Annotated in this window: 14 protein-coding genes; 10 read left to right on the top strand and 4 right to left on the bottom strand. The window is 71.1% G+C overall.

The genetic code is table 11. The features are described 5' to 3' along the window. Positions 1–3: 3 nt before the first annotated feature. Positions 4–2,097, top strand: coding sequence for a transglutaminase family protein (locus KBZ08_RS06370; RefSeq protein ID WP_254972094.1), 2,094 nt, complete (start codon positions 4–6; stop codon positions 2,095–2,097). A 235-nt stretch (positions 2,098–2,332) separates the two neighbouring features. After that, on the top strand, positions 2,333–4,468 hold the full coding sequence (locus KBZ08_RS06375) for a bifunctional diguanylate cyclase/phosphodiesterase (RefSeq protein ID WP_254972095.1): 2,136 nt from the start codon (positions 2,333–2,335) through the stop codon (positions 4,466–4,468). Positions 4,469–4,477: 9 nt separating this feature from the next. On the opposite strand, the gene KBZ08_RS06380 is transcribed toward KBZ08_RS06375, so the two are convergent. Further along, positions 4,478–4,954: a hypothetical protein gene (locus KBZ08_RS06380; protein WP_015110109.1), complete on the bottom strand. Its 477-nt coding sequence runs from the start codon at positions 4,952–4,954 to the stop codon at positions 4,478–4,480. Positions 4,955–5,245: 291 nt separating this feature from the next. On the opposite strand from KBZ08_RS06380, the gene KBZ08_RS06385 reads away from it, so the two are divergent. The 4 genes from KBZ08_RS06385 to KBZ08_RS06400 are packed head-to-tail and all read left to right on the top strand — an operon-like array spanning position 5,246 to position 8,361. Then, positions 5,246–6,133 carry a CsgG/HfaB family protein gene (locus KBZ08_RS06385; protein ID WP_254972096.1) on the top strand — a complete coding sequence of 296 codons (888 nt, stop codon included), beginning with the start codon at positions 5,246–5,248 and terminating at the stop codon, positions 6,131–6,133. A 56-nt stretch (positions 6,134–6,189) separates the two neighbouring features. Beyond that, positions 6,190–6,678 carry a nitrate reductase associated protein gene (locus tag KBZ08_RS06390; protein WP_254972097.1) on the top strand — a complete coding sequence of 163 codons (489 nt, stop codon included), beginning with the start codon at positions 6,190–6,192 and terminating at the stop codon, positions 6,676–6,678. Continuing rightward, positions 6,675–7,301: a molybdenum cofactor guanylyltransferase gene (locus KBZ08_RS06395; RefSeq protein ID WP_254972098.1), complete on the top strand. Its 627-nt coding sequence runs from the start codon at positions 6,675–6,677 to the stop codon at positions 7,299–7,301. Before KBZ08_RS06390 ends, KBZ08_RS06395 begins: the two co-directional genes overlap by 4 nt. Before the next feature lie 10 nt (positions 7,302–7,311). After that, complete coding sequence (locus KBZ08_RS06400; RefSeq protein ID WP_254972099.1) at positions 7,312–8,361, top strand: GTP 3',8-cyclase MoaA; 1,050 nt, start codon at positions 7,312–7,314, stop codon at positions 8,359–8,361. On the opposite strand, the gene KBZ08_RS06405 is transcribed toward KBZ08_RS06400, so the two are convergent. Next, complete coding sequence (locus KBZ08_RS06405; protein WP_254972100.1) at positions 8,346–11,147, bottom strand: MGH1-like glycoside hydrolase domain-containing protein; 2,802 nt, start codon at positions 11,145–11,147, stop codon at positions 8,346–8,348. The two genes, KBZ08_RS06400 and KBZ08_RS06405, sit on opposite strands and share 16 nt — an antisense overlap. Further along, positions 11,137–13,404 (bottom strand): FdhF/YdeP family oxidoreductase, encoded by a 2,268-nt coding sequence (locus KBZ08_RS06410; protein ID WP_254972101.1) that lies wholly within the window; start codon positions 13,402–13,404, stop codon positions 11,137–11,139. The genes KBZ08_RS06405 and KBZ08_RS06410 overlap by 11 nt, the downstream gene beginning before the upstream one ends. A 119-nt stretch (positions 13,405–13,523) precedes the next feature. Here KBZ08_RS06410 and KBZ08_RS06415 point away from each other — a divergent pair, with 119 nt between their 5' ends. Then, positions 13,524–14,015: a VOC family protein gene (locus tag KBZ08_RS06415; protein WP_254972102.1), complete on the top strand. Its 492-nt coding sequence runs from the start codon at positions 13,524–13,526 to the stop codon at positions 14,013–14,015. On the opposite strand, the gene grxC is transcribed toward KBZ08_RS06415, so the two are convergent. Then, a complete protein-coding gene (gene grxC, locus KBZ08_RS06420; RefSeq protein WP_106219572.1) occupies positions 14,012–14,278 on the bottom strand; it encodes a glutaredoxin 3 in 267 nt (88 codons plus the stop codon). The two genes, KBZ08_RS06415 and grxC, sit on opposite strands and share 4 nt — an antisense overlap. 122 nt (positions 14,279–14,400) lie before the next feature. Here grxC and KBZ08_RS06425 point away from each other — a divergent pair, with 122 nt between their 5' ends. The 3 genes from KBZ08_RS06425 (at position 14,401) to KBZ08_RS06435 (ending at position 17,514) form a co-directional block, all read left to right on the top strand. After that, the gene (locus tag KBZ08_RS06425) at positions 14,401–14,742 is read left to right on the top strand and encodes a YciI family protein (RefSeq protein WP_106219571.1); all 342 of its coding nucleotides are present in this window, start codon (positions 14,401–14,403) and stop codon (positions 14,740–14,742) included. Position 14,743: 1 nt separating this feature from the next. Next, positions 14,744–15,979, top strand: a complete 1,236-nt coding sequence (locus KBZ08_RS06430) for an RNA polymerase sigma factor (RefSeq protein ID WP_254972103.1) — start codon at positions 14,744–14,746, stop codon at positions 15,977–15,979. Positions 15,980–16,125: 146 nt separating this feature from the next. After that, positions 16,126–17,514, top strand: coding sequence for a S1C family serine protease (locus KBZ08_RS06435; RefSeq protein ID WP_254972104.1), 1,389 nt, complete (start codon positions 16,126–16,128; stop codon positions 17,512–17,514). The last annotated feature ends 3 nt before the right edge of the window (positions 17,515–17,517 follow it).

A 17,517-nucleotide genomic window follows, 5' to 3' on the forward strand; every position in this document is an offset into this window, starting at 1 on the left:
CGCATGAGCTGGATGGACAGGGTGGCCGAGGCGGCCGAGTCCCGCCTCCGGGCCGCCGGCATCCAGCTCACCCTCGGCGGTGAGCCCACCTTGGTGCCCCTCGAGCCGGAGGGGCCGGAGTGGAGCGTCACCGCCGATGGACCCACCAAGCTGCCGATCGCCCGGGCCCTGGCCCGGGATCTGCAGCAGCGTGTCTGGCCCGGCAGCACCCTCCTGTACTGCCCCGGCAAGCGTTACGACGGCGAGGTCAACCCCCGCTGGGCCCTGCGTCTGTTCCTGGGCGATGACGGCACGGCGCCGGTGCGCTGGCCCGGCCTCTGCCAGCCCGGCCTGGAGGGAGCACCGCTGACGGCCGAGGCGGCCCCGGCCTGGCTGGAGCAGCTGGGTGGGCGGCTGGGCCTCACGCTCCAGCCCGTGGTGCTGCGGGATCCCTTCGAACCCGAGCGCCGGGTCTGGGCCGCCCCCCTGAGCGTGGCGCCGCCCGAGGCGGACGACCCGGCGGCGGCGGTGGCCTGGGCGGTGGCACCCTGGCCCCTCGAGGAAAGCCTGCGGGAACTCACCGGCGCCCCCGGCCCCGCCGGCCTGCGCCTGCCCCTGGAGCACCTGCCCGAGGACGTGCCCCGCCAGGTGCTCACCCTGGAGGTGGACCCCGACGGCTGGGAGCTGTTCCTGCCCCCCCTGGAGCGGGAACCCCTGCGGCTGCTGCTGCAGGCAGTGGCCGACAGCCTCGGCCCGCTGGCGGCGCCCCGGCTGAGCGGCGTGCTTCCCCTCGATGCCGGTGAGCGCTGGCAGGTGCTGGGGCTCACGGCCGACCCCGGCGTGCTGGAGATCAACCTGCCCGTCTGCCACAGCTGGATGGAGTACCGCCGCTGGCTGCAGCGGCTGGAGGAGGCCGGCGAGCGGGTGGGGCTGCGCAGCTGGAAGGACCTGGGTGACGGCCGCCAGGAGGGCACCGGCGGCGGCAACCACCTGCTCTGGGGTGGCCCCGACCTGGCCCACCACCCCTTCTTCTCCCGCCCGGCCTGGCTGACCGGGATCCTGCGCTACTGGCAGCGGCATCCGTCGCTGGCCTACCTGTTCTGCGGCCCCGGGGTGGGCCCGGCCTCCCAGTCGCCCCGGCCGGACGAGGCGATCGGTGAATGCTTCGACCTGGAGCTGGCCTACCGGGCCATCGAACAGGCGGAGGGCCAGCCCTCGGGGGAGCCCTTCGGCGATGTCCGGGGCCTGATCGGCGAGACGCTGCGCCATCTGCACGCCGACCGCAGCGGCAACAACCACCGCAGCGAGATCAGCTTCGACAAGTTCTGGAATCCCGGGGCCCCGGCCGGATGCCTGGGGCTGGTGGAGTTCCGGGCGCTGGAGAGCCTGCCCCGCATGGAGTGGAGCAGCACGATCGCCCTGCTGTGGAGCGCCCTGGCGGCCCACCTGCTGGAGCCGCGCCACCGGCCCGGGAGCCTGCACGACTGGGGGTCGGCCCTGCACGACCGCCAGCTGCTGCCCAGCCAGCTGTGGGCCGACCTGGAGGCCATCCTGGCCGACCTGGCCGCCGATGATCTGGCCCTGGATCCGGCGCCCTTCCGGGCCATCTGGGAGTGGCGTTTCCCGCCCCTGCTGCGCTGGCAGGGGGAGGTGGACGCCACCGGGACGGCGCCTGCCCTGGAGCTGCGGCCGGCCCCCGAGCCCTGGCCCCTGATCTGCGACACCCCGGTGCAGGGAGGCTTCACCAGCCGGTTCATCGACGGCTCCCTGCGCCGCTTCGAAGTGGTGGCCAATGCCGCCTTCCGCCGCGACTGCGGGCTGTTCCTCAACGGCCGGCCCCTGCCGCTGGAGCCCGCCGCCGACGGGGCCGGCCTGCCGCTGGCGGTCCGCTTCCGCTTCCAGCGGCTCTACCCATGCCTGCATCCGGCGATCGAGCCCCACATGCCCCTGGAGCTCCTGCTGCGCACCCCCGGCGGCGATCGGGTCTTCCAGCTGCACCCGGACGGTCACCGCTTCGATCCCGTGGCGGCGCCCCAGGCCGGGCCGCGGCCCGAGGCTCCCCCCTGGCGGGGACGTCAGCGCCCGACGGATCTCACCATCGACCTCAGGATCGACTGAGGCGCCGGCGGCGCCCCATATCGCTGGACCGCACAAGCACCGAAATCCGAGCTCGGCCCGGCGATCAGGCTGCATTCAATTCTTCTCTTTTCCTCACTTCTCAGGCCCTGGACTTCCCACGTTTCCAGTGGAATCTTCAGATGCGAAGCCTCCATCCCGCTGCGCTTCAGCTTGGCAGGGGGTTTTCTTCCCCATCCTGGTCAGCAATGAAAACGCTGCCTAAGATCCTGCGTGAATGGAACCGTCAGTGCAATCCTTCTGGTTCAGCACCCCGGCGGAACAGGGGCTGATTCCTTGCGTCGACAGCGTCGGCGATGCACTGCGTTTTGCCGCCGACCTGGGCAGCGACGATCTGGTTGTCCTTGATCTGGCCAGTGGCCATTTCATCGACTGCAACCGTTCGGCCCACGAGCGGCTCGGCTACTCCCGGGAGCACTTCCTCACCCTCAATCCGGCGGCGATCCAGGCGGACGCGGAGCTGGCCGACGACCTGATGCACGACCAGCTGCGGGTGATGCGCCAGCAGCCCAGGGGCAGCTTCGCCACACGCCACCGGGCCCGTTGCGGCGCCTGCCGGGACGTGTCCGTGAGCTATCAGGTGCTCGTCCTCTGCGGCCGGCTGGTGGCCCTGGTGAGTCACCGCGACCGCACCGAACTGGACACGGCCCTGCGGGAAAGCTCCCGGCTGGGATCCCTGCTGCAGGAGGCCGAGCGGCTCACCCATGTGGGCAGCTGGGAGCTGAACCACCGCACGGGGGAACTGCTCTGGTCGAACGAGACCTACAGCATCTTCAACACCGCCCCGGAGCTGACGGCCCCCTCCTATGGCCACTTTCTCCAGACAGTCCACCCGGAGGACCGCTCCCTGGTCGACGCCACCTTCCAGGAGTCCTTCCGCACGGGGCGGCCCTACCGGATCGAGCATCGGCTGCTGCTCGGCGACGGGCTGCTGAAGATGGTGCTGGAGCGGGGGCGCACCACCCTGGGCGCCGACGGCGAGCCGCTCACCACGGTGGGCACCGTCCAGGACATCAGCGAGCAGCACGAGATCCAGCAGCGGCTGGAGCGCATCGCCTTCGTCGATCCCCTCACCCGGCTGCCCAACAAGGCCGCCGCCGTCCGCCAGCTGGCCCGCCTGCTGCGCATGGCCGGCTCCGAGCGCGGCATCGCCCTGATCAACCTCGACCTCGACAACTTCCAGTCGATCAACAACAGCCTGGGCCATGAGATCGGCAACCAGGTACTCCAGGCCAGCGGCAGCTGCCTGCGCCACCTGATGCGGCCGGACGACTGGCTGGCCCGGGTGGGCAGTGATGAGTTCATCCTGCTGCGGCCCATGGCCATGGCCGACCGGCTCGAGGCCCTGCAGTGGGCGGAGCAGATCCGGCGCACCCTCGGTAACAGCCCCGGAATGGGCACCGGCCTGGCGGTCCAGCCCAGCGCCTCGCTCGGGGTGGCCCTGGCCCCCGACCACGGCTCCGACCCCGACACCCTGCTGCGTTGTGCCAACACGGCCCTGATGGAGGCCAAGCAGCACGGCAAGAACCAGCTGCGCTTCTACACCCCGGAGATCAGCCTGCAGCTGCGCGAGCGCCTCGAGCTGGAGCTCAGCCTGGGCCGGGCGATCGACAGGGAGCAGCTGCGGCTGTTCTACCAGCCCCAGATCGACCGGGGTGGCAGCCGGATCGCCGGGGCCGAGGCCCTGCTGCGCTGGCGTGATCAGAACGGCCGGATGGTGTCCCCCAACGTGTTCATCCCGCTGGCGGAGAAGACCGGCCAGATCCACACCATCGGCCTCTGGGTGATCGAGGAGGCCTGCCGGCAGCTGCAGGAGTGGCACCGCCAGGGGCTGCGGCTGGGAAAACTGGCGATCAACATCTCGCCGCTCCAGCTGGGGGCCGAGCATCCCTCCCTCTCCGAGCTGCTGGCCGGGGCCCTGAGCGCCTACGACCTGGTGCCGGAGAATCTCGAGCTGGAGATCACCGAAACGGCCCTGCTGAACGATCCCGAGCGTGCGGGGGAGCAGCTGCGGCAGCTCGCCGAGAGCGGCTTCAGCCTGGCGATCGACGATTTCGGCACGGGCTACTCGTCCCTGGCCATGCTCCACTCCCTGCCGCTCGACAAACTCAAGATCGACCGGTTCTTCGTGGAACGGCTGGGTAACGACGACGCCGACCTGGCCATCGTCAAGGCCACCATCGTGATGGCCAAGGAGCTGGGGCTGATGACCCTGGCGGAAGGGGTGGAAACCGCCGAGCAGCTGGGGATGCTGCGGAACCTGGGCTGTGACCAGTTCCAGGGTCACCTGCTGGGCAAGCCGATGCCCGCCAGGGACTTCGGCGCCCTCCTGGACCGCGCCGCGACGGCCTGAGCCCTCCGCTTACCAGCTCACCCCGTGCAGCTTGGGCAACGGGGCGGTTTTGGAGGTGACGGCGAACAGCCGGGGGATGCGGTGGCTGTTGTACACCCGGAACTCCCGCACCACGCTGGCACCCTCCTCGCGCACGGCCTGGTTGAGCACCAGGGAGCCGTCGGGGTCGGAGACGGAGCGGTGGAACGTGCCGGGAGGTATGCGCAGAATGTCGCCGCCGCAGTCGAGGCGAACGATGTGATACGGATAGTTCCAGCCGAGATTGACCAGGAAGAAGGTGCGGCCGCCATGCATGGCGAGCAGGTTGTCCTCCTGGTGGGGGTGGAGATAGAACTGCCAGCTGCCGGTCTCCTGGCAGTCCGGGGGGCTCACCGCCGGGCCCGAGTGGACCACCAGATCCCGCTTGTTCGAGCTGGGCACGGTGATGTCGAAGAAGCGCACCGAGGGGGTGTCGCGGAACTTCTCGTAGGGGATCAGCTCAAACATCGGAGCCGGCCGGGGACCCTGGCTGGCCCCGGAGGGTCTGTGGTCCTGCAGCTCGTCTCTCGACGGGACGGTGGCGGTCATGGGAGCGACTTCGTCAGAAGCCTCTGCGGTCTCTTCAGTGAACCTAATCCTGGCGGGGTCCCACGGTGAGATCGGCTACGAAAGCCCGCCGGGCCTGGGCCAGTTCCAGCGCTGGAGTGCACTCCGACCCCACCGGGGCGGAACGCCCAGCCGCGGCCGGAACTTGCTTGAATGCCCGCCGTATCGGGACCAGCTTCAGGACGGCACGCCATGGCCACGTCGCAGATCATGCGCAGACGCACCCTGGGCGGAGTCGCCCGTGATCTCCCCCGCTCGCTTGCCCTCGGCCTCAGCCTTGGTGCCGCCGCCGTCCCCGCCGCCGCCCTGGCCCAGAGCCGTCAGCCGGTGGCCCGCCCCACCGTCTCGGTGCCCGCCTTCAAGAACACCGTCACCCAGCCCACGTGGTGGTGGCAGGGTCCGGTGGCCGATGATCTCGCCGCCGCCCTGGCCAACGAGCTGCAGGGCACCGGCACGCTGCAGGTGGTGGAGCGGCGCCAGCTCAAGGACGTGCTTTCCGAGCAGGAGCTGGCGGAACTGGGGATCGTCAAGAAGGGCCCCGACGCCGCCCGCAGGGGTCAGATGCGCGGCGCGCGCTACATCGTGCTGGGAACGGTCACCTCCTACGAAACCAACGTGGAGCAGAAGCAGTCGGGCAACAGCTTCGGCCTGCTGGGCTTCGGCAAGCAGAACCAGCAGGTGGAGACGAAGGACTACGTGGCGATCGACATCCGCGTGGTGGACAGCTCCACCGGCGAAGTGGTCGGATCCCGCACCGTGGAAGGCCGTGCCAGCAACACGGCCAGTGCCAGCGCCAGCGGCGTGAGCCTGCTGCCGGCGGCGGGTCTGGCCCTCTGGCTGGCGCCGAACATGGGCCGCACCGGCCAGGCCCTCACCGGTGCCGCCGGCACGCTCAACTTCGGCAGCAACCAGTCCCAGGCCCAGCGCACGCCCGCCGGCAAGGCGATCCGGGCGGCCCTGGTCGACGCCTCCGAGTACGTGAGCTGCGTCCTGGTGCCCCAGGGGGACTGCCTGGCCCGTTTCGAGCAGCAGGACCAGCAGCGCCGCCAGCGCACCAGGGGCGTGCTCCAGCTGGACTGAGCCCAGGGCCCGCCCGCCGGCTTCCTAGGGTTCGGGTTCCGCCTGGGGCCGGGTCCATGGGCCGCCACGACCACTGTTTCGGCTTTGAGGCCGACTTCGTCGGCGACCTGCGCTGCATCCCCATGGCGGTGCGGCGCAAGCTCGATCTGGTGGGGGTCAAGCTGAAGCTGGTGCACTGGAGCGACCTCGACGAGGGGGAACGGCAGCGGCTGCTGGCCTGGCCCGACGACCCCGGGGCCCTGGCGGAGCTGGACCGCTGGCTCGAGCGGCGCACGGCCGCCATGGCCGCCGGCGTCGCCGGCCGGCTGGAGCCCGCCTGCGGCGCCCCCTGGCAACAGGGCGACGAGCCCCCGGAGGTGCTGCTCGCCTCCTGCCGCCAGCTGGGGCTGACCCTGCCCCCCCACGCCTGGGGGGAGCTCGATGAGCTGCAGCGCTTCGCCCTGGTGAAGCTCAGCCATCCGGGCCATGAGCACCGCAACCTGCCGCGGGCCCTGGCGGAATTCGGCCTGGTGGGCCCGGACCCCGACGGTTCGCCGCTGCCATGAGCGGCCTGCGGGCCTGCCTGCTCAGCGGCGGCGCCAGCCGCCGCATGGGCACGGACAAGGCCCTGCTGCCCCATCCCGCCGGGGGCACCTGGCTGGAGTTCAGCCTCGGGCGACTGGCGGCGCTGCCGCTGCCGATCACCCTCGTCAGCCACCACCGGGCCCACCACGCCCTGGCGCGGCCCCGGCGGGACGGGCTGGGCCAGCCGATCACGGTCCTGGAGGAGCCGCCACCCCGGGAGGGGCCGCTGCTGGCCCTCGACCGGCTGATGGCGCACCACCCCGGCCAGGACCTGCTCCTCTGCCCTGTGGATATGCCCTGGCTGGAGACCGCCGCCCTCGAGGCCCTGCTGGCGGCCGCCTCCACCCACGCCGCCGCTGGCACCCCGGCTGCCACTGGGCCCCCCCCCATCCACCTGGCCCACGACGGCCGGCGGCTGCAGCCGCTGCTGGGGCTCTATCCGGCCCATCCGGGCCGGTGCCGGCGGCTGCGGGCGTTCACGGCAGCGGGGGGGCGGCGGCTGCAGGACTGGCTCGCGGCAGAGCTGGTGGTGCCGGTGGCCCTGCCGGCCGCTGGGCTGCGGAACGCCAACCGACCCGACGACGCCACCGGCCTATGGCCCTAGCTTTCCTGCCATGGCGGAGCGTCCACTGGATCTGCATGGCCGGCCCCTGGGGGTGCTGCGGCTGTCGTTGACGGCCCGCTGCAACCTGGCCTGCCCCTACTGCTGTCCGGATCTCGAGGATCCGCCCGACCTGCTGACCCTGGCGGAGCGGGTGGCCCTGGTGGAGGCGACCGTCGGCCTGGGAGTCCACACCCTGCGCCTCACCGGCGGCGAGCCCCTGCTGCACCGGCGCCTGGAGGAGCTGATCGCCGCCCTGCAGCCGCTGCGGCGGCGTGACCCCGGTGATCCCCGCGGCGCCCTGCGGGAGATCGCCCTCACCAGCAACGGGGTGCTGCTGAACGCCGAGCGGGCACGGCAGCTGAAGGCGGCGGGGCTCGACCGGATCACCCTCAGCCTCGATGGCACCGATGGGGCCAGCGTGGCCCGCATGGCCGGCCTCCCGGGCGCGGCCGCCGGCGAGGCCGTGCTGGCTAAGGTGCTGGCGGCGATCCGGCATGCCAGGGAGGCTGGCTTCGATCCGGCCCGGGGCGCCCTGAAGCTGAACGCGGTGATCACCCGCTCCGGCAATGGCGACCAGCTGCTGCCCCTGGCGGCGCTGGCCCGGGAGCAGGGGCTGGAGCTGCGCCTGATCGAATTCATGGACGTGGGCAACCGCAACGGCTGGTCGCCGGAGCAGGTGCTGCCGGCGGCCGAGATGGTGGCCCGCATCGGGGCGGCCTGGCCGCTGGAGCCGGTGGGACGGGCGCCCCACGGCACCGCCGGCCGCTGGCGCTACCGCGATGGGTGCGGTCACCTGGCGGTGGTGGCTTCGATCACGGCGCCCTTCTGCGGCGACTGCAACCGGCTGCGGATCACCGCCGACGGGGTGGCCTACAGCTGCCTGTTCGCCGCCGACGGCACCGACCTCAAGCCCTGGCTGCGCCCCCGGCCCGAACCGGGCCGGCTGCAGCAGGCGCTGGAGGGGCTATGGCGCGCCCGCCGCGACCGCTGGAGCGAGGAGCGGCAGGAAACCGTCGACCAGCGGCCGGCGCCGGCGGAGATGGCCTACCTGGGGGGCTGATCGGTGCCCGGCGGCTCCCCGGCCATGCGCAGGCCATGGTCGTGGATCAGCTGGGCCACTAGGCCGGTCCAGCCCGTCTGGTGACTGGCACCCAGGCCGGTGCCGTCATCGCCGTGGAAGTACTCGTGGAACAGGTGCAGCCGCTGGCCTTCGGCATCGGTGAGGAAGGCGGCGGTGGCGCCGTAGGCCGGCGGCGGCTCACCGGGGCGGGGCAGGAACAGGCCGATGAGCCGCTCGCTGATCAGGTCGGCGGCCTGCTGCAGGCTGAGCCACTGGCCGGAGCCGGTGGGGCATTCCACCTGGAAGCCGTCACCGGCGTAGCGGTGGAACTGCTGCAGCGCCTCGATCAGCAGATGGTTGACGGGGAACCACACCGGGCCGCGCCAGTTGGAGTTGCCGCCGAACAGCCCGGAGCGCGATTCCGCCGGCTCGTAGCCCACCCGGTGCTCCCGGCCTTCGAAGCTGAACACGTAGGGGTGCTCGGCATGGTGGCGGGAGAGGGAGCGGATGCCGTGGTCGCCGAGGAACTCGGCCGGATCGAAGAGGCGCTTCAGGATGCGCCGGAAACGGTCCTCCGCCACGAAGCGGTTGGGGCTGAGGTAGGTGAGGGCCAGCAGGCGGCGGGCCTTCTGCCCCCTGGTCTCCATGCAGGCCACGTTCACCTTGAGATCGGGCCGGTGCTGGATGAACCACTCCAGCCGCGCCCGGAAGGCCGGCAGCCGCTCGAGCACCTCCGGTTCGAGGATGGCGATGGCGAACAGGGGGATCAGCCCCACCATCGAGCGGATCTTCAGCGGCAGCCGCTGGCCGTCCGGTAGGTGGAGCACGTCATGGAAGAAGCCGTCCCCGTCGTCCCAGAGGTGGTGGCCACCGTCGCTGCCGGAGGCATTCATGGCCGCGGCGATGTAGAGGAAGTGCTCGAAGAACTTCGTCGCCATGTCCTCGTAGACGGGATTCTCCTGCGCCAGCTCCAGGGAGATCGTGAGCATGTTGAGGCAGAACATCCCCATCCAGCTGGTGCCATCGGCCTGCTCGATGAAGCCCCCGGTGGGCAGCGGGGCGCTGCGATCGAACACCCCGATGTTGTCGAGGCCGAGGAAGCCGCCCTGGAAGATGTTGTTGCCCTCCGCGTCCTTGCGGTTCACCCACCAGGTGAAATTGAGCAGCAGCTTCTGGAACACCCGCTCCAGGAACGGCCGATCGCCCCTGCCCGTGGCCCGTTTCTCCAGGCTGTACACCTGCCAGGTGGCCCAGGCGTGCACCGGCGGGTTGACGTCGCCGAAGGCCCACTCGTAGGCGGGCAGCTGGCCGTTGGGGTGCATGAACCACTCCCGGGTCAGCAGGTCGAGCTGGTGCTTGGCGAAGCCGGGATCCACCAGGGCGAGGGGCACGCAGTGGAAGGCCAGATCCCAGGCGGCGAACCAGGGGTACTCCCAGCCGTCGGGCATCGACAGCACGTCGTCGGCATGGAAGTGGGGCCATTGGTGGTTGCGGCCGTGGCGGCGGGACGGCGGCGGCGGGGTGGCCGCATCCCCCGCCAGCCAGTCGCGGATCCCGTAGAGGTAGGTCTGCTTGCTCCAGAGCAGGCCGGCGAAGGCCTGGCGCTGCAGCGCCCGACGCTCGGGGGGCAGCCCGGCCGGGAGCAGGTCTGCGTAGAAGGCGTCGGCCTCCCGCTGCCGCTCCCGGCTGATGGCCTCGAACCCGGCACCGAGGGGGTCATCCGTGAGCCGGCGATCCACCAGCCGCAGCTTCAGCACCCGGGTTTCCCCCGCCGCCAGGGGCAGGACGTAGTGGAGCGACGCCTTGGTGCCGACGCCCTCGGGATTCACCGCCCCCCGATCGCCCGCCACCACCCGGTCGTTGATGCCGTCCTTCACGTAGGGGCCGGCGTTGGCGGCCCCGAACAGCCGCCGGGCGTTGGTCTCGTTGTCGGTGGCCAGCAGCTCGGCCGGCTGCTCGGCGTGGAGCCAGAAGGTGCCCATCTCGGGGTGGGTCGCGGCCAGGGTCCGCCAGGGCACGGGCCGGGAGGACTCGGGTGCCGGCGGCGCAGCGGGCTCGGCCGCCGGCTCCGGCGGAACGGGTCGGATCGAGGGGCGCGGTTCCTCGCCGCCCCAGCTCCAGGTGTTGCGGAACCAGAGGGTGGGCAGCAGGTGCAGGGTGTGGGGATCGGGACCGCGGTTGGTGACGCACAGGCGGATGAGGATGTCGTCCGGGGCCCCCTTGGCGTAGGTCACCTCGATGTCGCAGAAGCGGTCGCCGGTGAAGATGCCGGTGTCGAGCAGTTCGTATTCGGGGGCGTCGCGGCCGCGACGGCCGTTCTCTGCGATCAGGTCCTCGTAGGGGAAGCGCCCGTGGGGGTAGCGGTACAGCGCCCTCATCCAGCTGTGGCTGGGGGTGCTGTCGCGGTGGAAATAGATCTCCTTGACGTCCTCGCCATGGTTGCCCTGGGGGCCGCTGAGCCCGAACAGCCGTTCCTTGAGGAAGGGGTCGCGGCCATTCCAGAGAGCGAGGGCGAAGCAGAGGCGCTGGTGGTTGTCGCAGAGCCCCAGCAGGCCGTCCTCCCCCCAGCGGTAGGCGCGGGAGCGGGCCTGCTCGAAGGGGAAATGCTCCCAGGCGTTGCCGTCGGCGCTGTAGTCCTCCCGGACCGTGCCCCACTGGCGGTCGCTCAGGTAGGGCCCCCAGCGGCGCCAGCGGGCTTCGCGGCGATCATCATCGGCAAGCCGCTGCCGCTCCGCCGCCGCCCCCTCCGGCACTTCGGCTGCCCCTGCCGGGGCGTCAGACGCCATGGCCGGCGGCCAGCGCCCCCCGCACCAGCACCGGCACCCGCTTGAAGGCCGGGGTGCCGCAGCGGGGGTCGATCACGGCTTTCATGAGCACGTTCACCTCCGGGTAGAACATCAGCGCCGCCCCCTCGCGGATCTCGCCGGGGATGATCTCGACCCCCTCCAGGGCGCCCGCCTCCCCCTGCACCGTCACCCGCTGGTGGGCCGCCAGGCCGCAGCGGCGCAGGTCGGCCCGGTTCATCAGGATCGTGCGGCGGTGGGGCATGCCGCGGTAGCTGTCGCCGGGCTTGTAGACGACGGTGTTGTGCTGGCCGTAGCTGCGGGCCGTGATCAGGGCCAGCACCAGGCCCCCTTCTCCGGGCCCGAGGCCGCCGAAGTGCGCCGCCTCCGGCAGCGACAGCTCCGGCAGGGGGGTGGGGGCCATCCGGGCCCGGCCGCTGGGGGTGGGGAAGTGGGGGGAGTCGAACAGGCGCCCTTCGACGCTGAACTCTTCGCGGGTGGCATCGATGCGGACGATCGGCCCGTAGCCGGGCACGGTGCGGCCGATCAGGTCCCGCACGTAGGCCGGATCCTGCAGCCGCCCCCAGTCGATCGGGTCGGTGCCCATCAGCCGCCGGGCCAGTTCCGCCAGGAAGGCCACCTCGCTGATCAGGTCGGCCCCGCGCAGGTGGGTGGTGCCGGGTTCGTTGAGGCGCACGTAGTTGTTGCCCGATTCGGTGGTGGTGCGGTGGGGGGTCTCGAAGCGGTTGAACACCGGCAGCACCAGGGTCTGGCGGGCGGCCAGGCCGTGGAAATGGCCCTGGTTGGGCTTGGTGGCCAGGTACAGGATCGTGTCGATGCGGCCCAGGGCCCGTTTCGCCTCGCCGCTGTCGGGGTTGGCGCCCCAGAGGTTGCCCCCCAGGCACAGCAGGCTGTCGACCCGGCCGGCATCGGCGGCCTCGATCAGGGCGCGGGTGTCGTAGCCGGGCACCCGGCTCAGGGGCCGGCCCAGCAGCTGCTCGAGGGCCTGCTGCATCTCCGCCCGCAGCTTGACCGTGACCCCCATCGAGCCGAAGCCCTGCACGTTGGAGTGGCCCCGGATCGGCATGGTTCCCGCCCCGGGACGGCCCACGTTGCCGCTGAGCAGGGCCGTATTGGCGATCGCCTGCACGTTGTCGATGCCGTTGGCGTGGTGGGTGATGCCCATCGCCCAGGCGAACACCACGCCCCGGGCCGCGGCGATCACGGCGGCGGCGTGCTCCAGTTCCCGGCGGCTGAGGCCGCAGGCGCCGCTGATCGCCTCCCAGGAGGTGCGCTCCAGCTGCGCCAGCAGCGCCTCCCAGCCCTCGGTGTGGGAGGCCAGGAAATCCCGTTTGACGGCACCGGCCTCCAGCAAGGCCTTCTGCAGCCCCAGGAACACGGCCGTGTCGCTGCCCGGTACGGGCTGCAGGAACAGGGAGGCGATCTCCGAGCCCGCCAGCATCGAGCGGATCGGGAAGGCGGGGGAGCCGAACTTCAGCAGCCCCACCTCGATCACCGGGTTGATCACGATCACCGTGCCGCCCCGCTGGCGCAGCTTGATCAGCTCGTTCATCAGCCGCGGGTGGTTGGCCGGGGCGTTGGAGCCCACCAGCACCACACAATCCGCCTGCTGCAGGCTCTCCAGGCTCACCATCGAGGTGCCGGAGCCGAAGATGGCGTTCAGCCCCACGGTGGAGGGGGCGTGGCAGAGGTCGGAGCAGTCGGCCAGGTTGTTGGAGCCCATGGCCCGCAGCAGCAGCTGCAGCAGGTAGGCGGCCTCGTTGGAGGAGCGGCCCGAGCTGTAGGAGGCCACCCGCTCCGGCGGGCGCCGGAAGGCGGCCTCGGCGATGGCGAACACGTCGTCCCAGCCGATGCGCTCGTAGTGGCTGCCGCCCTCCCGCAGCAGCAGGGGGTGGCTGAGGCGGCCGAGTCGGTCGGCCTCCATCGAGGAGAACTGCTGGAGGTCCGCCAGGCTGCGGCGGCCGAACACGCCCTCGCTCACCGCCGGCTGCAGCTCGGCCATGATCGCCTCGACGCTCTTGAGGCAGCGCTGCAGCGGCTCCCCCAGCTCGTCGACGAAGCCGCCGTGCTGGCCGCCGGTGCCCCAGGCGCAGGAGAGGCAGGCGCTCTTGTGGTTGAGGGTCTGCCAGAGCTTCGGGCCCCGGGGGCTGAGGGTGGCCTTGGCCCAGCCGTCGATCAGGGGCCAGCCGCCGCCCTGGCCGGGCGTGGCGGCATCGGCGGGGCTGGCGTTGTCGCTCATCGGGCCGGCCGTTGGTGCCCCTCACTCTGGCCGCTGGCAGCCATGGGTGGGGGGCTGGAGCCACGTCCGGTTCCCCGTGGCGCCGGGCCCCGCCAGAATCGGACCTTCGATTGATCCCCATGGCTGAGGCCACGGGCCAGAACCTCAGCGAGGAGGGACCCATGCTCCGCCATTTCGACCACGTCACGATCGTCGTGCGCGACCTGGCGGCGGCCCGGCACTTCTTCAGCCTGCTGGGCTTCGTGGAGGACAAGGCCGTGCTGATCAGCGGGCCCCAGTTCGCCGACTACATGGGGGTGGAGGGCCTCGAGGCCGACCACGTGACGCTGGTGCTGGCCGGGGCCACACCTCGGCTGGAGGTGCAGCTGCTGCACTACCGCCACCCGGATCCCCTGCCCGAGCCGGCCATGGACAACCTGGCCCGGGTGGGGTTCAACCACATCTGCTTCGCCGTCGACGACCTGGAGGCCACGGTCGCCCGGCTGCAGGCCGGGGGTGTGGAGCTGCGCAATGCGGTGATGGAGTTCCACCACCGCAAGCTGGTGTTTCTCCGGGGCCCGGAGGGCATCACCGTGGAGCTGGCGGAATGGAAGGGCGCCGCCGCCCCCTAGCTGGCGACGGCCAGCAGCGCATCCAGCCGGCCCTGGCGCTCGAGGGCGTAGAGGTCGTCGCAGCCGCCCACATGGGCGTCGTCGATGAAGACCTGGGGCACCGAGCGCCGGCCGTCGCGGCCCCGGGCCACCATCGCGTCGCGGGCGTCCTCGTCGCCGTCGATCACGTATTCCTCATAGGCCACCCCCTTGCGGTCCAGCAGCTGCTTGGCCCGGATGCAGAACGGGCAGAAGCGCCAGGTGTAGATCTCGACCTTGGGCATGGAGGGCACACGGGGTGGAGCGGAACCCGTTGATTCTGTCGAAATGGCGGCCTGCCGTCCGTCATGGAGATGACGCACGCCTTTCGGGAGTGTGTCCCCCACCAACCTTTCGAGTGCCCCCCATGCAGTACGCCGTTCTGATCTTCGAAAGCGAGCAGGACTTCGCTGACCGTCCCGGCCTGATGCCGGCCTACGCCGCCTACTCCCAGGCCCTGGCCGAGGCCGGCCACATGGCCGGTGGCGAGGCCCTGCAGTCCCCCCACACCGCCACCACCGTGCGCCTGCGCCATGGCGAACGGCAGGTGCAGGACGGGCCCTTCCCCGACAGCAAGGAGCAGCTGGGCGGCTTCTTCCTGATCGATGTGCCCGATCTCGACGCCGCCCTCACCTGGGCCGCCCGCTGCCCGGCGGCGGAGCGCTGCGCCGTGGAGGTGCGGCCGGTGCTCGCCATGGCCGCCTCCTGAGATGGAGGGGCGGCGGGCGGCGGAGCTGGCGGCACGGCAGTCCTTCGGGAAGCTGGTGGCCTGGCTCACCGCCCGCTGCGGCGATGTGGCGGCGGCGGAGGACGCCCTCGGCGATGCCTTCCTCGCCGCCCTGCGGCGCTGGCCCGACGAGGGGGTCCCCCGGGCCCCCGAGGCCTGGCTGCTGGTGGTGGCCCGGCGGCGGCTGATCGACCGGGCCCGCCGCGACCGGACCCTGGAGCAGCTGCTGCCGGAGCTGGGCGCCTTCGCCGTCGCCCCGGATCCCGCTGTGCCTGAGAACGCCATGGAGATTCCTGACGAGCGGCTGCGGCTGCTGTTCCTCTGCGCCCACCCGGCGATCGATCCGGGGATCCAGGCCCCGCTGATGCTCCAGACCGTTCTGGGGCTCAATGCCTCCCGGATCGCCGCCGCCTTCCTGGTGGCGCCGGCCACCATGGGCCAGCGGCTGGTGCGCGCCAAGGCCAAGATCCGCGATGCCGGCATTCCGTTCGTGCTGCCGGGCGCCGAAGCCCTGCCGGCGCGCTCGGCGGCGGTGCTGCAGGCGATCTACGCGGCCTACACCACCGGCTGGAATGGTGAGGGCGGCGACGGCCGCTCCCGGGGGCTGACCCAGGAGGCGGTGCTGCTGGCGCGGCTGTGCGCCGCCCTGCTGCCCGAGGAGCCGGAGGCCCGCGGCCTGCTGGCCCTGCTGCTGCACGGCGAAGCGCGCCGCGGGGCCCGGCGGGCCGCCGACGGCAGCTACGTGCCGCTGCTGGAGCAGGATCCGGCCCTGTGGGACGGCGCCCTGATCGCTGAAGCGGAGGCGGCCCTGACCCAGGCCTCCCGGGCGGGGCGGCCCGGGCGCTTCCAGCTGGAGGCGGCGATCCAGTCGCTCCATGCCCATCGCGCCGTCAGCGGCAGGGTGGACTGGCCCGCCCTGCTGGGGCTCTACAACGCCCTGCTGGCCCTGGCCCCGAGTGCGGGGGCCCGGGTGAGCCGGATCGCCGTGCTGGCGGAGCTGGCCGGCCCGGCCGGCGCCCTGACCGAACTGGAGGCGCTGGCCACCGCCGACCCGGCCCTGGGGGACCACCAGCCCTGGTGGGCGCTGCGGGCCCACCTGCTGCAGCGGACCGGCCAGGCCGGCGCGGCCCGGCAGGCCTACCGGCGCGCCATCGACCTGGCGGACGATCCGGCCGTGCGGGCGTTCCTGCGGCTTCGGGCCGAGACCCGAAGCGCCTGACTTGACGCACCTAAAACCTGAAGCCAGGCTGAATGATCAGGGCCACTCCCCACAAAGGACGGACGATGCGGCGTTGGACGGACCGAACGTGTGATCGGAGCCATCGGGCCGGGTACCGCCGAGGCAGCCGCCTCGGTGCCTGGCTGGTGCTGCCGGCCCTGACGCTTGCCGGCGGTTGCTCCCGGGCCGTCGACAACATCGACGAAGTCAAGGCAGCGACGGTTCGGATCCTGGCTGAGGGCCCCATGGCCGAAGCGGGGGAAAACGGCGAGATCAAGATCGGGACCGGTGGGGGCTCCGGCAGTGGCTTTCTGGTGTCAGGTGATGGGCTGATCCTCACCAATTATCACGTGGCGATGAACGCCCCCAATCTCAAAGTCTTTCTGAATGGTGATCCCACACCTCGCAGTGCGTCCCTGGTCGGGGCGTCGCAATGCAACGACGTGGCCTTACTGAAGATCGAGGGTCGGGATCTTCCGTTCTTCGAACTGGACGTTCGCCAGCCGATCAAGGAAGGGGATTCACTTTTCCTGGCTGGTTTCCCCAGGGGAACCGAAACCTACACCCTCAAGCCGGGTGCGGTGAGCACCCTGAAAAGCACGGTGAATCTTCCTTCGGCCGTCCTGACGGAAGCCTTCGAGCATTCCGCCGACTCCCAGCCCGGCAACTCTGGCGGGCCCGTGGTGCGGCCCAACGGCAAGGTGGTGGGCATCCATTTCGCCGGCGCCAGGGACTATAAACAGCCACTGGCGATTTCCTCACGGCTGGTGGCCAACCTGCTGCCATCCCTGCGCCAGGGTAAGGATGACTCCCTGGGCATCGGCATCGACGGCTCCTACCGTGGTGCCATCACCGGGTTGCTGGTGGCGAGTGTGAAAGCGGGGTCGCCGGCGAACCTTTCAGGGGTGGAGCCCGGGGATCTGATCACCTCACTCCAGAACGTGGCGGTCAAGTCGCAGAACTCCGTACCGCAGTTCTGCGAAACCATCGCCTCCCGGGGGCAGGACCAGCCGCTGATGGTGGAGCTTTACCGGCGGGCCGATCGTCAGATCCTGGCGGGCCCCCTGGGCAAAGCTGATCCCCTGCGAACGAAGACGAGCTTCACCCCCTTCTCCTTCGCTGGCTACGACATGTTGGTTCCCACCAACTGGAGCCGTAGCGATCAGGAAACCGTAGGCGAGGGAGACCGCGCCTACGTGCGTCGGGTCGCTGCCCCTGATGCAGGCGCTTTCAACAAGAGCTATCTCGCCAACGGTGTCGAAATAAGAATCTCCAGGCATGCGCAGAAGATCAACGGACGTGACATCGCGGACCTCAATACGCACTGTCAGGGCGAGGGCAAGGAAGCCACGATCAGGAACGGCAGCATCACCACCTATGTCTGGGATGGCTGCCGAAACAAGGCCTCGATCATGTTGGCGATTGCCAGTTCATCCAGGGACCCTGCCTATGCGCTTGGGCTCCTCACCCAGCTGGAGAGCAACATGGACATCACAGAACGGCAGGTGATGGTTGATTCCATCAACCTCCCCTGAGCA

Origin of the sequence: Cyanobium sp. Candia 9D4, from assembly GCF_024346155.1 — a bacterium.
GTDB lineage: Bacteria > Cyanobacteriota > Cyanobacteriia > PCC-6307 > Cyanobiaceae > Cyanobium > Cyanobium minutissimum.

Coding starts and splice junctions, on each gene's coding strand:
- KBZ08_RS06430 (WP_254972103.1), top strand. CDS start 14,744: ATGGAGGGGCGGCGGGCGGCGGAGCTGGCGGCACGGCAGTCCTTCGGG.
- KBZ08_RS06425 (WP_106219571.1), top strand. CDS start 14,401: ATGCAGTACGCCGTTCTGATCTTCGAAAGCGAGCAGGACTTCGCTGAC.
- KBZ08_RS06385 (WP_254972096.1), top strand. CDS start 5,246: ATGGCCACGTCGCAGATCATGCGCAGACGCACCCTGGGCGGAGTCGCC.
- KBZ08_RS06405 (WP_254972100.1), bottom strand. CDS start 11,147: ATGGCGTCTGACGCCCCGGCAGGGGCAGCCGAAGTGCCGGAGGGGGCG.
- KBZ08_RS06370 (WP_254972094.1), top strand. CDS start 4: ATGAGCTGGATGGACAGGGTGGCCGAGGCGGCCGAGTCCCGCCTCCGG.
- KBZ08_RS06395 (WP_254972098.1), top strand. CDS start 6,675: ATGAGCGGCCTGCGGGCCTGCCTGCTCAGCGGCGGCGCCAGCCGCCGC.
- KBZ08_RS06410 (WP_254972101.1), bottom strand. CDS start 13,404: ATGAGCGACAACGCCAGCCCCGCCGATGCCGCCACGCCCGGCCAGGGC.
- KBZ08_RS06380 (WP_015110109.1), bottom strand. CDS start 4,954: ATGTTTGAGCTGATCCCCTACGAGAAGTTCCGCGACACCCCCTCGGTG.
- KBZ08_RS06415 (WP_254972102.1), top strand. CDS start 13,524: ATGGCTGAGGCCACGGGCCAGAACCTCAGCGAGGAGGGACCCATGCTC.
- KBZ08_RS06400 (WP_254972099.1), top strand. CDS start 7,312: ATGGCGGAGCGTCCACTGGATCTGCATGGCCGGCCCCTGGGGGTGCTG.
- grxC (WP_106219572.1), bottom strand. CDS start 14,278: ATGCCCAAGGTCGAGATCTACACCTGGCGCTTCTGCCCGTTCTGCATC.
- KBZ08_RS06375 (WP_254972095.1), top strand. CDS start 2,333: ATGGAACCGTCAGTGCAATCCTTCTGGTTCAGCACCCCGGCGGAACAG.
- KBZ08_RS06390 (WP_254972097.1), top strand. CDS start 6,190: ATGGGCCGCCACGACCACTGTTTCGGCTTTGAGGCCGACTTCGTCGGC.